The organism is Marinoscillum furvescens DSM 4134 (assembly GCF_003386095.1).
GTDB lineage: Bacteria > Bacteroidota > Bacteroidia > Cytophagales > Cyclobacteriaceae > Marinoscillum > Marinoscillum furvescens.
Genome location: NZ_QREG01000001.1, coordinates 350707 through 363219, shown reverse-complemented (window position 1 = coordinate 363219; position 12513 = coordinate 350707). Strand labels below are relative to the sequence as shown.

At 47.7% G+C, this 12513-nt stretch carries 15 protein-coding genes; 7 read left to right on the top strand and 8 right to left on the bottom strand.

Going from position 1 to position 12513, the window contains the following annotated elements; translation table 11 throughout:
- Positions 1-78 precede the first annotated feature (78 nt).
- Positions 79-1182 (top strand): 2Fe-2S iron-sulfur cluster-binding protein, encoded by a 1104-nt coding sequence (locus C7460_RS01640; protein ID WP_115866311.1) that lies wholly within the window; start codon positions 79-81, stop codon positions 1180-1182.
- A 77-nt stretch (positions 1183-1259) separates the two neighbouring features.
- On the top strand, positions 1260-2750 hold the full coding sequence (locus C7460_RS01635; protein ID WP_115866310.1) for an alkaline phosphatase D family protein: 1491 nt from the start codon (positions 1260-1262) through the stop codon (positions 2748-2750).
- On the opposite strand, the gene C7460_RS01630 is transcribed toward C7460_RS01635, so the two are convergent.
- The 3 genes from C7460_RS01630 to C7460_RS01620 are packed head-to-tail and all read right to left on the bottom strand — an operon-like array spanning position 2751 to position 4315.
- Positions 2751-2909 carry an Arc family DNA binding domain-containing protein gene (locus tag C7460_RS01630; RefSeq protein ID WP_115866309.1) on the bottom strand — a complete coding sequence of 53 codons (159 nt, stop codon included), beginning with the start codon at positions 2907-2909 and terminating at the stop codon, positions 2751-2753.
- 1 nt (position 2910) lies between these two features.
- Positions 2911-3450 (bottom strand): hypothetical protein, encoded by a 540-nt coding sequence (locus tag C7460_RS01625; protein WP_115866308.1) that lies wholly within the window; start codon positions 3448-3450, stop codon positions 2911-2913.
- A gap of 4 nt (positions 3451-3454) precedes the next feature.
- Positions 3455-4315: an SPFH domain-containing protein gene (locus C7460_RS01620; RefSeq protein WP_115866307.1), complete on the bottom strand. Its 861-nt coding sequence runs from the start codon at positions 4313-4315 to the stop codon at positions 3455-3457.
- A 123-nt stretch (positions 4316-4438) separates the two neighbouring features.
- Between C7460_RS01620 and C7460_RS01615 the strand changes: the two genes are divergently transcribed.
- Positions 4439-4930: a hypothetical protein gene (locus tag C7460_RS01615; protein WP_115866306.1), complete on the top strand. Its 492-nt coding sequence runs from the start codon at positions 4439-4441 to the stop codon at positions 4928-4930.
- A 272-nt stretch (positions 4931-5202) separates the two neighbouring features.
- Positions 5203-5646 (top strand): hypothetical protein, encoded by a 444-nt coding sequence (locus tag C7460_RS01610; RefSeq protein WP_147302817.1) that lies wholly within the window; start codon positions 5203-5205, stop codon positions 5644-5646.
- 399 nt (positions 5647-6045) lie between these two features.
- On the opposite strand, the gene C7460_RS01605 is transcribed toward C7460_RS01610, so the two are convergent.
- The 5 genes from C7460_RS01605 to C7460_RS01585 form a co-directional block, all read right to left on the bottom strand.
- On the bottom strand, positions 6046-6513 hold the full coding sequence (locus C7460_RS01605; RefSeq protein ID WP_115866304.1) for a hypothetical protein: 468 nt from the start codon (positions 6511-6513) through the stop codon (positions 6046-6048).
- A 284-nt stretch (positions 6514-6797) separates the two neighbouring features.
- Positions 6798-7904 carry a hypothetical protein gene (locus C7460_RS01600; protein WP_115866303.1) on the bottom strand — a complete coding sequence of 369 codons (1107 nt, stop codon included), beginning with the start codon at positions 7902-7904 and terminating at the stop codon, positions 6798-6800.
- Between the two features lie 30 nt (positions 7905-7934).
- A complete protein-coding gene (locus tag C7460_RS01595; protein WP_115866302.1) occupies positions 7935-8564 on the bottom strand; it encodes a hypothetical protein in 630 nt (209 codons plus the stop codon).
- Positions 8554-9150 (bottom strand): RNA polymerase sigma factor, encoded by a 597-nt coding sequence (locus tag C7460_RS01590; RefSeq protein ID WP_245986136.1) that lies wholly within the window; start codon positions 9148-9150, stop codon positions 8554-8556. Before C7460_RS01590 ends, C7460_RS01595 begins: the two co-directional genes overlap by 11 nt.
- 88 nt (positions 9151-9238) lie before the next feature.
- Positions 9239-10243, bottom strand: a complete 1005-nt coding sequence (locus C7460_RS01585) for a VOC family protein (RefSeq protein ID WP_115866301.1) — start codon at positions 10241-10243, stop codon at positions 9239-9241.
- Positions 10244-10376: 133 nt separating this feature from the next.
- Between C7460_RS01585 and dnaX the strand changes: the two genes are divergently transcribed.
- The 3 genes from dnaX (at position 10377) to C7460_RS01570 (ending at position 12510) form a co-directional block, all read left to right on the top strand.
- The gene (gene dnaX, locus C7460_RS01580; protein ID WP_115866300.1) at positions 10377-11501 is read left to right on the top strand and encodes a DNA polymerase III subunit gamma/tau; all 1125 of its coding nucleotides are present in this window, start codon (positions 10377-10379) and stop codon (positions 11499-11501) included.
- A 161-nt stretch (positions 11502-11662) separates the two neighbouring features.
- Positions 11663-12061 carry a hypothetical protein gene (locus tag C7460_RS01575; RefSeq protein ID WP_115866299.1) on the top strand — a complete coding sequence of 133 codons (399 nt, stop codon included), beginning with the start codon at positions 11663-11665 and terminating at the stop codon, positions 12059-12061.
- Positions 12062-12156: 95 nt separating this feature from the next.
- Positions 12157-12510 (top strand): LytR/AlgR family response regulator transcription factor, encoded by a 354-nt coding sequence (locus C7460_RS01570; RefSeq protein ID WP_115866298.1) that lies wholly within the window; start codon positions 12157-12159, stop codon positions 12508-12510.
- Positions 12511-12513: the final 3 nt, after the last annotated feature.

Below are 12513 nucleotides of genomic sequence, written 5' to 3'. Positions count from 1 at the left end.
AAAAATAGGTGGATTCACTAAACTTGCCGGACAAACAGGGGAGATTTACCTTTGCGCACTTTAAAAAACTACATAGACATGGCTTTTGGATTGTTCAAAAAGAAAAAGAAAGAAAAAAAGACCGATGAGCGCTACCAGACGCTTACCATTCGTGAGGTGGTGCACGTGGCCACCGATGCAGTAAATCTGGTCTTTGAAAAACCCACGGGTGATTTTTCTTACAAGCCGGGTCAGTTTATTACCATCATACGAGAGATCCAGGGCAAAAAGGTGCGTAGAGCATACTCACTTTGTACCACCCCATTTGCAGACGAATACCCGGCAGTCACCGTAAAGCGTGTGCCGGGAGGTATCATGTCCAATCATGTGGCAGACACTTTCAAAGCAGGAGATCAGATAGAGATCATGGAGCCTATGGGGATGTTTACCACCGAATACCAGGCAGGAGCCAGTCGCCATGCCGTGTTCTTTGGTGGAGGTAGTGGTGTCACTCCTCTCTATTCTATCCTTCGCTCAGTACTGCTCAAAGAGCCCAACAGCCGAGTATCTCTGGTGTATGGCAACCGCAGCGAGGAGTACATCATTTTCAAAGATCAGCTCAATCAGCTGGTGGCTGAATATGGTGGCCGATTTGAGTTGGTGCATGTCCTGGAGGAGGATGCCAGCGGCCTGGCGGCATTTACCGGAAGACCTACCGTGGAGATGATTGGCCAGATCGCTGACAAACTAAAGGTCACTCCTGAAACGGAATTTTACATCTGCGGACCAGAGCCAATGATGAACATCACCAGTGAGGGGCTGAGTGCGATAGGCATCAAAGATGAAAAGGTGCGCAAGGAGAGCTTCGAAGCGGGTAAGACCTCACCGTCTGTCATCGTGGATGGTGGCGAGGGTGCTTCGGCTTCCGGTGCCAGTGAGGTAACTATCCTCATGGATGGCGAGGAGTACGTGGTGCAGGTAGATCGCAATACTCCAATTCTGGATGCTGGGCTTGATAAAGAGATCGATATGCCGTACTCCTGCCAGAGCGGACTGTGCACAGCCTGTAGGGCCAAGTGCCTGGAGGGTGAGGTAGATCAGGAGGGAGCTGAAGGACTTTCTCAGGAAGAATATGACGATGGCTATGTGCTGCTGTGCGTAGGCAAGCCTAAGTCTGAAAAGGTGAAAGTGGAGGTGGGATAATTCATTTTCCCTTAACCTAACATCGCTGGGGTGCTTGATAGCTCGTAGTATCTTGCACCAAAAAACTACTACTAGCGATGAATTATTCAAAACTACTTTTTGGTCTGGCGGTGGCGCTCACTGTTGCATGCCAGGCCCCACAGCAGGAGCAAGCCAGTGCTGCTGAGCAAAACTTTTTCCAACATGGAGTGGCCTCCGGTGATCCGCTGGCAGATCGTGTGATTATCTGGACACGCGTTTCGGATACACAGGCAGATGAAGTGCCTGTGAGCTATGAGGTATCCACTTCTGAGGATTTTTCCACTTCTGTGAAAAAAGGGACTACCCAGACTCATGCTGGCCGCGATTATACCGTAAAGGTTGATGTAGATGGTCTGGAGGCTGGTCAAACCTATTTTTACCGATTTCAGGTAGGTCAAACTTTTTCGCCTACAGGCCGCACCAAAACGCTAAGCCAACAGGCAGATTCGCTTCAATTTGCTGTGGTAAGCTGCTCCAACTACGAGTGGGGGTACTTTACAGCTTATGGCAAAATAGCAGAGCGCCCGGTGTTGGATGCAGTCATTCATCTGGGTGACTATATTTACGAATACGGTCCGGGTGCTTACGGTGATACCACCATCGGCCGCAAGCATGAGCCCGCGCATGAGATCCTTACGCTGGAAGACTACCGCACGCGCTATGCGCAGTACCGCACAGACAAAGACCTGCAAGCCATGCATGGTGCGCACCCATTTATAGCCATTTGGGATGACCATGAGATCGCCAACAACACCTATCAGACGGGAGCCCAAAATCATCAGGAAGATGAAGGAGACTTTGAAGCCAGAAAGCAAGCGGCCGTGCAGACCTACTATGAGTGGCTGCCCATACGGGAAGGGGCGCACTACCGGTCTTTTCAGTATGGCGACCTGGCCAGCCTGATCATGCTGGATGAGCGTCTTGCCGGCCGTACCGAACCCGCCAAAGGTAAGGACGACCCTAAAATCGATGACCAAAATCAGTCTATGCTGGGTGCTGAGCAGCTGGAGTGGTTTAAATCCGAACTCAATTCGAGTGCTTCCTGGAAAGTAATAGGAAATCAGGTGATGTATTCGGATTTGTATCAGGAGCCCGTCTGGCCAAACTTCCCTATAAATACCGACTCCTGGAGTGGCTATCGTGTAGAAAAAAATGCCATTGCTCAATATATCCTCGATCAGGAGGTGGAAAATGTGGTGTTTCTCACTGGAGATACCCATGCGTCATGGGCGTTTGAGGTGCTGGTGTCAGATGTGTCTGATGAGGCTGTAGCTACGGAGTTTGGTACTACCAGTGTGAGCTCTGCCAATCATGATGAACGCAAGCCACTCGATACTGTGCGCGCTACCGAGCAGCGATTTTACCCGCATAATGAGCACCTCAAATATGTAAACCTCGCCGATCATGGCTACCTCATGCTGACCGTGGCAGCAGAAGAAGCACGTGCAGAGTTTTATTATGTAAATGACCTGCGTAACCCTGGAGGGGACGAATACCGGGCCAAAACCTTTCGGGTAAAAGCCGGTACCTCCACCATAAGCGAATAATCAAGAATCTTTTTTGATCCTCCCTGCCTCTTTGAGTGCACGGTGGATGATCCACTCTATTTGACCATTGGTGCTGCGGAACTCATCCGCAGCCCATTTTTCGATTGCTTTCAATGTGTCTTCATCCAGACGCAGTGCAAATGGTTTTTTCTTGGCCATACTAATCCTTTTCCCAGCTTGCTTTTAGTTTTTCTACGGCTGCTTGTGCTTCTTCGGGTTTTTGAGTGCCCAAAAGTAAGCGTTCTCCATTGGTAAACTCCAACTGAATGCCCCATTTTCCGGCTACATTGAGCGCTTTAGACTTGCCAAGAGCTCCTCGATAGCCCCATCCGCCATACTCCAGGATGGGTTTGTATTTCCTTACATAGATGGCTTCCACATCAGCACGATTCACGGTTTGGGTGGTTTTCTTAAAAGGCGGAAACCGGTAATGAATTGCTCCGTGATCGATGGCTACATACAGTCGCACCCGGTGGAGCAGCCAGGCCAGCACCATCAGCAAAAGCATGGTGCCACTACCCACCAAAACGAGCGTGAGGTCACCGGCAGGCTTTGTGCCAAAAGGTTTGCCCAGCACCAGCTGCTGATAAAAGCCAGAGCCAAACAGCACTATGTTGCCCAGAGCAATGACAATGAGCAGCCACCAGCTCCAGGTGTACTGGAAGGATTGGGTTTCGTTAAAAAGCACTTTTCCTTTCATAGCACTAGTGGTGTAAGGTGCCGGAGTTTACCACTGGAGATACATCCTTGTCTGCGCACAGCACCACCATCAAGTTGCTGACCATGGCAGCCTTTCGCTCTTCGTCGAGTTCCAGTAAGTCTTTTTCAGAAATTTGCTCCAGTGCCATCTCTACCATGCTCACAGCACCCTCCACGATCTTGTGACGTGCAGCTACTATGGCTGTGGCTTGCTGCCTACGGAGCATGGCCCCGGCGATTTCTTCCGCATACGCCAAATACCCAATGCGTGCCTCCATGATTTCTATACCGGCAATCGACAAACGCTCCTCTATTTCACGCTCCAGGTGCTCATTTACCTCGTCCAGTCCTGAGCGCAGCGTAATGTCGGCCTGCTCATCGTCAAAATTGTCATACGGGTAACTACCCGCAAGTTTTCGGACTGCCGCATCGGTCTGCACCCGCACAAAATTCTCATAGTCGTTCACCTCAAATGCGGCAGCATATGTGTCTTTTACCTTCCACACCAGGATCACCGAGATCAGAATGGGGTTGCCTATCTTGTCATTCACCTTCACACGCTCACTGTCAAAGTTGCGAGCCCGCAGAGAGATCGACTTCCGGGTGTAAAAGGGGTTGGTCCAAAAGAATCCGTTTTGGCGCACCGTGCCGATGTATTTGCCGAAAAGCACCAAAACGCGTGAGCCGTTTGGGTTTACAAAGAAAAAGCCTGGAGCCATCGCTAGTCCGAGTAGGAGAGGAGCTATAAAGAAGGGGATTTTAGACAGGCCTATAAGAATGGCCGAAGGCATTATGAGCATCAGACAAACGACAAACATGATGTAGCCATTGGCCGGCTGATGACTGATTTCATTCGAGTGCTTCATGATTTTAGGGTTGATTTGATATGATATCAAAATGATATCAATATGTTTTACGCGAAGAATGAGGGTTAGGTTGCTTGGTGATTTGAATTAGTTTTGCTGCTATACAGCAAGCGCATCTAAAAAATGAGTCAATCATATAACAATTGGGAGCAGTATTACCATCAGGTCAACGTGGTTTTTCATGGCGTGATAGCGGCCTCACTCATACCCTTTGCATATGCATTTTTGGAGACCCAAAAGCAGTTTCCAGACGCGCCTATGGTGGAGGGAGAGCTGCTCACGGTGGTGAAATTTGCGCTGGTAGTGTTAGCCGGAGGGCTGTTGGCATTGGCCCAGATGCAGCGGCCAAAGCTCATAGCTAAAGTGCGGGAGGTAGATGGCTTGCAGCCCAGGCTCAAAGCCTATTTGCGGAAGATGCTAATCTATTACATGGTGCTGGAGACTGCTGCAGTTGTGGCGTTTGTAGGGCTGCTGGTGTCCAAAGACCAGCTGTTTTCCCTGATCTATGTAGTAGTCATTTTTACCTTTTCACTCACCCGCCCTACGTTTGACCGCATAGCGCGCGAGACGGGCATTCCAGAAAAAGAGCTGAAAGAGTGGGGTAAAGGCAACTGATTTAAGGTCCACAATGAAGGAGTGAAACATCAGGGAACTCTACAAAGAAAACACCAACCTGTAAGTGGGAATTTCTTAAAAAACGGTTAACTTGGATCGATCTAAATGATTGTCCATTAATTACCTAACCGCATATGAATCAAAGATTTCTTAAAGCTAAACATTGGCAGTTATTCCTGTTGACCTTCGGGATTCCGATGATACTTCATTTCATCATGATGGTCTTGGTGTTTGTGAATATCGGAAGAAATGATTCACCTGACCCAGCATTAATGATGAGTTACTTTATGGTTTTTCCATTCATAATGTTGGTCTTCTCAGGGGTGTTTTTTGGTTGGTTTTGGGCAGTAGCCGTAGGTCTGCAATCTAAAGTTCCAGAAGAAGTAACGATGAAAGTAGGGAGGTTCAAAACCTTCCTTTTCATACCACTACTATACATAGCGTTTTTTGTAGTGTATATGCTGGTAAGTTTGAATACTGCTTTTGAAGGTGGAGCCCCTCCTGATCCTACCATTTTTGCGGTGGTTTTACCACTTCATCTTTTCTCAATGTTTTGTATTTTCTACTGCCTATACTTCGTGGCTAAGACCTTCAAAACTGTTGAGCTACAGCGCAAAGTGACTTTCTCGGATTTTGCTGGGGAATTCTTCATGATTTGGTTTTATCCTATTGGGATATGGATTATTCAGCCCAAAATCAACGAGATGGTCCAGTAACTCGCGCTGAAGTTAAGAATTGAGTAGCCCATACCAGGCCCAAATAAAATGAGGTAGTAGTACTGTGGGAGCGTAATCGTTTCTATAAAACACATCACCCGATCTGAGGAATGCACGAAGTACTCGGGGTAGTCCATGCCGGGCTGAGGGAATGCACGACCCGCTTGATAAAATGCACGTTTTATTTTGGGGAGTCTATTTCCTTCGTGGTAAAACGCATCATCCGTCCTGGGGAATGCACCAACTGTCCGGTAGAGTCCATGCCCAGCTGGGGGAATGCATTTCCCCGCTGATAAAACGCATCACCCGCCTGGGGGAGCCCATAAAAACGCAGAAAAACGCATGCCGGAGCTGGGGGAGTCTATAAAACCGCAAATAAACGCATGTAACGCTATTTCATTATTTTTCTTTGATGTAGGTATCAACAAACCATTTACGATCTGTTTCACTTTGAAAGCACTCAAAGGGAAAGTACAAAAATTGTTCCTTGGAAATATGTAGGAAATACGCTGATCGCAAAGAATAGCTTTTGGTGATAAGATTTCTATTTATGGTAGATTCATTGCCTCCATCTATGTATCCGGTAATTTTTGTTTCATTGATTTCATACAGCCTGGGGAGTAGGAATAAGCTGTTGTCTTTTGAGTTAACCCAGCGCATATATTGAAAAACGATTAAGAATGGATACAGGCCAAATAGGATCAAAAAGTAATAATCGATTTTGTCATGGTATTCCTTGGTGGAGATATAAATTCCTAGAATAAATATGGTCAACAATAGACCCCATCTTCGTTTGGCATACCTCATCAGAAGCAGTTGGAGAAGTTTGTTTTTGCTCAATGAAAATTGATTTGTTTTTATGTTCATTAGGAGGTTGACTTTTAGGTTAGCAAAATATCAAAAAAATGAGATTTATTCACTGAAAATACGCATGCTGTCATTTTGGTGCCCTGCTTAACTCAATTGTTGTTTTATGAAGATAAGAGGGCGGATCTTATACTTCGACAGGCTCAGTATGACCTGTCATCACATGACTGATTGTTGGAAGCGGCATGAAGGTCTCGCAAGTAAAAAACCCTGAAGGTTTTTAATCCTTCAGGGTTTTTCTGATAGTCTTATTGAGTGAACGAGACACTCATCTTTTACCGCACTTACAGCGTTATCCCAAAGGTGATGGCATTGAGGCCATTGCTGCCTTCTGGTCCCCGATTCGAGGTGAACGTGTCATTGAGGTCATACATCGCAAAGAGGTCGAGTCCCTTGTAGCCTACCTGCACTCGTACCCCATAGCGGAGGTTGGTCAGGTAGAAGCTGCCTTTGTCTTTGTCTTTTTGGCGGTCGCCATCTTCCTTGTAGACGTATTTGCTGTTGGAGCCCAGGCGGTAGCCTGCATAGCCTCCCACCCCAAATCGGATGCCTTGCTTTTTATAGGTTCGGAAGTTTACACTGCCGCGCTCCAGGTTTTTGACCTTGCGGCGCCCTTTGGCAAAATCGAGCATAGGTACCAGCGTCACATTGGCATAAGTGGCCTGTAGACGGCTTTTGATACCTTCGATATCTACATCTACTGGCTCCACAAACTCGATGCGTTCATCGCCTTCTACTACCTGGTAGTCTGCATCCTGAAGTTTCCAGTTGTACCAGTTTACTCCCAGGCCCCAGTCCAGAAAAAGTGGCCCCGAAATCCAGGTGCGGTTTACGCTATTTAGACCAAGGTACCAGCTGCCCCACGGTTTCACGCCATAGCTTTTGCCCTCAGCATCCGGAAACACCCCGTCTTCCATCCAGTTGTTGAGTCCCACGTCCACGTTGAAGTAGTGGCTGGTGCGCTTTTCTGGCTCCTCTTCAAATTCATATTTTTTTACTGGCAGGTCATCATCAAACTCATCTTCCAGGTCGTCCCAGTCGTCAGTGTCTACCAGTAGCTCCAGGTTGCCTATACGGATTTTGCTTTTGGCTTTGCCCTCGCCAAAGACGATTGTAGTGTCCTTGAGGTACTTTTTGCCATTGGCGTCTTCCATTTCTATTTTCTGGATCTTTTTGGACTTCAAGGCCTGGTTGAGGTCCGTGATCATCTTGTTGAGGTCGTATTGCTCCAGGTCTTTGAGTGCTACACGGTCTTCGGTGTAGATCATGATCTTGCTCTTGTTGTTGAGCTCTATGACTACAGTGTCGCCAGACTCGTTGCCAGATGCCTTGCTGATGGCCGGGAGCATGAGTAGTGCTGCCGCCAGGAGTGCGAGTAGTGTATTTTTCATTGTTCCTTTTATTTTGAGTTTTTGACTTAATTAATTTCTGCTAAACAGGCTGTTTTTAGCATCGCGTATATCTGCTAGAAAACCCGATGGAGAAACCTCGCGCGATAGATTTGTCCATAGTTCGTTTAGCTTTTCTTTAGGGTTTGTGTCGTTTTCTGCTATGTAAGTGATCTTGATGGTGGTGGCCTCTGCTTTTGGCTGCTGGTCACCAAGTAGCGATGTGTTCGCTGCCAGTGTAGCTGACAGGTTTACCGAGCGTATAGCCTTTAGCTCATGAAGCTGTATGGTTTCCGATTCCTTTTCTGACGGGCGCTCAGCTATAGGCTGTTTGGCTATCTGGCCTGTTTTGGTTGCTGCCTGTGGTAGCGCTTTTAGTTCTTGTTTAGACCGGCTTGGCACCTCTATAGCGGGTGCCGCTTGCCAGCGCTCTGGGTGGTCTACCTGAGCTACAAATGCGCCGGGAGCTTCCTGCTCGTAGTAGAGCACTACCATGGTGGCAGTCAGGAGTAGTACCACTGCCGCAGCGATGCTTGCCGGCAGCCATACTGCCTTTTTCTTCGGCTGGATTTGTTGCTGTACTTTGCTCCAGCTCTCCGTGCTGGGAGTCACTTCCGTTTGGTGGAGCTTTTCCCGAAACAGTTGATCTATTTTATGAGCCATTGCTTCTGTCTTTTAATTCGTTTTCCTGTAGCTGTGCCAGTTTGTTCTGGAGCAGCTTTCGTGCTCTGCTCAGCTGAGATTTAGACGTGTTTTCACTGATGCCTAGCGTCTCAGCTATTTCTTTGTGATTGTAACCCTCTATAGCGTAGAGGTTAAATACCGTGCCATATCCCACCGGCAATTCGGCGATCAGGTTGAGTAGATCCTGAGCTTCCAGCTGTGTTTCCAGTAGCTGATAGTCAGGCTCCTCATCGGCTTTTTCTACTTCTACCTCCAGCGACATGTTCTTATGCTTGCGGATGTACATCAGGCTTTCGTTTACCATGATGCGCCGTACCCACCCCTCCAGACTGCCTTCGCCGCTATATTGATTCAGCTTTTCAAAGACCTTCACCATGCCGCCGATCATCACATGTTCGGCTTCTTCCCGGTCTCGGATATACCGTATGCATACCCCCAACATCTTCGGTGCGAACCGCTCATAAAACGCCTGCTGTGCCCGGGGTTTGCCTTTTTTGCAGTCCCGAAGCAACGCTTCCTCAGTGTTAGATTTTTGAATTCGCAACATGTTTAAGTTGGTGTTCATGGGGTAGATGCACAAAGTGCCAGGTGAGTTGCGTGAGGGGTGTGTTTTTTTTGAAAATTACTAAAAAGCAGGCTAAAGGTTGATTAAATCATGGTTTAGGCTGAAGGTTGAGCTTTTTGAAGCGTAGGGCCCACAGAATCCAGGGTGCGACAGGGCGCACCGGAGATCGACGGGAGAGGTTGAGCTTCCAGCCAATCTTTTTAATTATTGGCAGATGGTGTGTTTCTACCATTTCTATAAGTGTGCCATCGGGATCTTCCATATATCCCCAGTGACCGCCCGCATCCCCCATGCGAAAGTCCGGATTGCTCAAAATGCTAAAAGGGAAGCCGGCTTGCTGCTGCTCATCTACCCATCGGGGGAGGTTATATACATCGAAGCACAGGTGCATATAGCCGGGATCACCCCAAAAGCGATTTTCGTAGGGTTTTCTAGGATCACCTTCTAATAGTTGGATGAGCGTGATTTCGGATGGCCCGAAAAACCCACCAAAGCGGCCGCCAGACTGCTTACTATTCTTGAGTACGACTTGTTTGCATGGCTTTTTCCCGACAGGGTGATGCCTTTCGTGAGTGGCGAGTTTCTCATCAAACCCTAAAGCATGATAAAACGGAAGGGCTGTAGCAAGAGAAGAAACACCGATCGTACATCCACAAACTCCACCAGGCCTTTGGCCAGGCAGTAGCTCGATGAGATTGCCAAAGGGATCTCGGATATAAAACCCCAGGTCATCATATTCGCTCACAGCAAATGCCAATAGCCGCTCATATGAGGATTGGAGGTTGGTCACTCGTATGCTGAAGTAGTTGATCCCAATATCACCAGGCATCACCAGTTCAGAATCAGCTTGAGGTTTACGCTTGGTATATTGCCAGATTTCAAATCCTCCACCACCGTTTGGGTGGAGCAGGAGCATGGCTCGTTTGGCTTGTGGAGATCCGCCCATATAGGGTGCCATGTGGGTGGCAGGAGTACAGTCGTCAAATATCTGGATAGTAGCATCGAGGTGATGGGCATACCACTGTGCCGCGGCTTCTACATCGGTTGCCCCTATGCCTATTTGCTGTATGCCGTACAAAAGTTTTTGATCCATAGCTGCTTAAGAGGTCGGTAGCAGGTATTTGCTGAGTCATTGGTTTTACCTGTAGGGCCTCCGTGGCTAAAGTTAGTAGAATTGTTTTCCATTTTTTGCTGGGCTTCTATGGCTTTTGTCTTAATTTTCCGGCGTGGAAAGTTTCGTAGTATCGGCACGGAAATATCGCCCGCTTGGGTTTGATGAAGTAGTAGGGCAGGGACACATTACCACCACCCTCAAAAACGCTATTGACAATGATCACCTGGCGCAGGCACTGCTTTTTTGTGGTCCTCGTGGTGTGGGTAAGACCACTTGTGCGCGGATCATGGCGCGCATGGTCAATGGGTTTGAGGCCGAAAACGGTGATGCTGCTGCCAGCAACTTCAATATCTATGAGCTCGATGCAGCGTCTAACAACTCAGTAGACGATATTCGAAACCTGATCGATCAGGTACGCTACCCACCTCAGCAGGGGAAATACAAAGTGTACATCATCGATGAGGTGCACATGCTGTCCACGGCGGCTTTCAATGCCTTTCTGAAGACATTGGAAGAGCCTCCTTCGTATGCCATTTTTATTTTGGCTACTACCGAAAAGCACAAAGTAATTCCTACCATTCTGTCCAGATGTCAGATTTACGATTTCAATAGAATCGAGATCAATGACATGGTGGAGCAGTTGCAAAAAATAGCTAAGAATGAAGGCGTAGATGCTGAGCCCGAAGCCCTGCATCTGATCGCTCAAAAGGCCGACGGAGCCATGCGTGATGCTCTGTCCATCTTTGACCTGATCGTTACGTTTTCTTCAGACAATAAGGTCACTTACCAGAATGCTATTCAGAACCTCCATATTCTGGATTATGACTATTACTTCAAGCTTGGAGACTTCTTCAAGGAGGAAGACATGTCTGGTGCTTTGCTGATGTTTGACGAGATTCTTCGTCAGGGTTTTGATGGGCACAACTTTCTGATAGGCCTTCAGGAGCACTTTAGAAATTTGCTGGTGTGTAAAAATCCAGAAACGCTAAAGTTGATGGAGGTGCCTGAAAACTTAAAAGACAAATACCAGGAGCAGTCCAATGCGCTGGGGACTTCATTTTTGCTGACGGGCCTCAACCTGATGAATCAGGTGGATCTGAACTACAAGCAAAGCAAAAACCAGCGACTACATGTGGAACTGTGTCTGATGAAGCTCTCGCAGCTCAATCGTGCCATCCAACTAGGCCGCACAGGCGGTAGCTCCTCTGATGGAGCAAAAAAAAAAGTAGCAGTGTAGAACAAGAGCAGGATGCATCGGCCGGACCGGCGGGTACTTCTACTGCTCCAACCACACCAAAGCTCCGACCCCCAGGTACACCTCGTGATCCAGAAAAAAAGGAAACACCAAGTCTGATCCCTAAGAAAAAGCCTGCCAAGGCAGAGGAAGTCAAGGAGGAGGTGAAAAAACCTGTACTGGAGGAAAAGACTACTCCATTTGATGATCAGCTAGTGAAAATCACCTGGGAAGCTTTCAAAAGCCACCGCATCAGCAATGGCGCAACGGATACCGAAAAGCTGGTGCTGGACCGGGTTATGGAAAAGTCAGGAGAACACAACATCAAGATCCTGATGGAAAGCCCGCTAGAGGCAAGTATCCTGGATAAGTTTGAGGCTGATGTGATTCAGTTTTTCCGTAAAAAGCTCAGTAACACACTCATACAGATGGAACGTGAAGTGCGCGAGCCCGAGCACAAACGACAGCTCTATACCAGTAAAGAGAAGTATGAATACATGAGCGAGCAAAATCCCGCACTCAGAGAGTTGAAAGAACGGTTGGGACTCGATTTTGAATACTAATCCATTTTTTAATCTTCGTTTTTTCAGCGTTCACCGATAAGTCCTTGATTTTCCGTGGGTTTTACTCAAACTTGGCAATTAAGAACCCAACGGTGATGAAATTAAGAGCCATAGCTATTGATGACGACCCAACCGCCACGCTCATAATAAAACGGTTATCTGAAAGAATACCTGAGCTAGAGTTGGTCAGCACATACAACGATCCTATTAGGGGAGCCGCAGGAATCATTCTCGATCAGCCTGATGTCATTTTCCTGGATGTGGAAATGCCAGAGCTGAGTGGTATTGATATCATGAAAGCGCTCGTAAAGCCTAAAAAAATAATAGTAATATCTGGTAATGAAACTACCCGACAGGCCGTGATGGACCTGAACGCGGTGAGCTTTATCGCTAAGCCACCTACGGTGGGGGCATTGCAAGAGGCGATGGAGCAAATCAAAGCTTCGTAGGCT

What these genes read in the sequence shown, in the direction of transcription:
- C7460_RS01640 (WP_115866311.1), top strand. Translation starts at nt 79, where the DNA reads ATGGCTTTTGGATTGTTCAAAAAGAAAAAGAAAGAAAAAAAGACCGAT.
- C7460_RS01595 (WP_115866302.1), bottom strand. Translation starts at nt 8,564, where the DNA reads ATGGCTCATAAAATAGATCAACTGTTTCGGGAAAAGCTCCACCAAACG.
- C7460_RS01635 (WP_115866310.1), top strand. Translation starts at nt 1,260, where the DNA reads ATGAATTATTCAAAACTACTTTTTGGTCTGGCGGTGGCGCTCACTGTT.
- C7460_RS01605 (WP_115866304.1), bottom strand. Translation starts at nt 6,513, where the DNA reads ATGAACATAAAAACAAATCAATTTTCATTGAGCAAAAACAAACTTCTC.
- C7460_RS01610 (WP_147302817.1), top strand. Translation starts at nt 5,203, where the DNA reads ATGATGAGTTACTTTATGGTTTTTCCATTCATAATGTTGGTCTTCTCA.
- C7460_RS01600 (WP_115866303.1), bottom strand. Translation starts at nt 7,904, where the DNA reads ATGAAAAATACACTACTCGCACTCCTGGCGGCAGCACTACTCATGCTC.
- C7460_RS01615 (WP_115866306.1), top strand. Translation starts at nt 4,439, where the DNA reads ATGAGTCAATCATATAACAATTGGGAGCAGTATTACCATCAGGTCAAC.
- C7460_RS01630 (WP_115866309.1), bottom strand. Translation starts at nt 2,909, where the DNA reads ATGGCCAAGAAAAAACCATTTGCACTGCGTCTGGATGAAGACACATTG.
- C7460_RS01585 (WP_115866301.1), bottom strand. Translation starts at nt 10,243, where the DNA reads ATGGATCAAAAACTTTTGTACGGCATACAGCAAATAGGCATAGGGGCA.
- C7460_RS01625 (WP_115866308.1), bottom strand. Translation starts at nt 3,450, where the DNA reads ATGAAAGGAAAAGTGCTTTTTAACGAAACCCAATCCTTCCAGTACACC.
- C7460_RS01620 (WP_115866307.1), bottom strand. Translation starts at nt 4,315, where the DNA reads ATGAAGCACTCGAATGAAATCAGTCATCAGCCGGCCAATGGCTACATC.
- C7460_RS01570 (WP_115866298.1), top strand. Translation starts at nt 12,157, where the DNA reads ATGAAATTAAGAGCCATAGCTATTGATGACGACCCAACCGCCACGCTC.
- C7460_RS01590 (WP_245986136.1), bottom strand. Translation starts at nt 9,150, where the DNA reads ATGAACACCAACTTAAACATGTTGCGAATTCAAAAATCTAACACTGAG.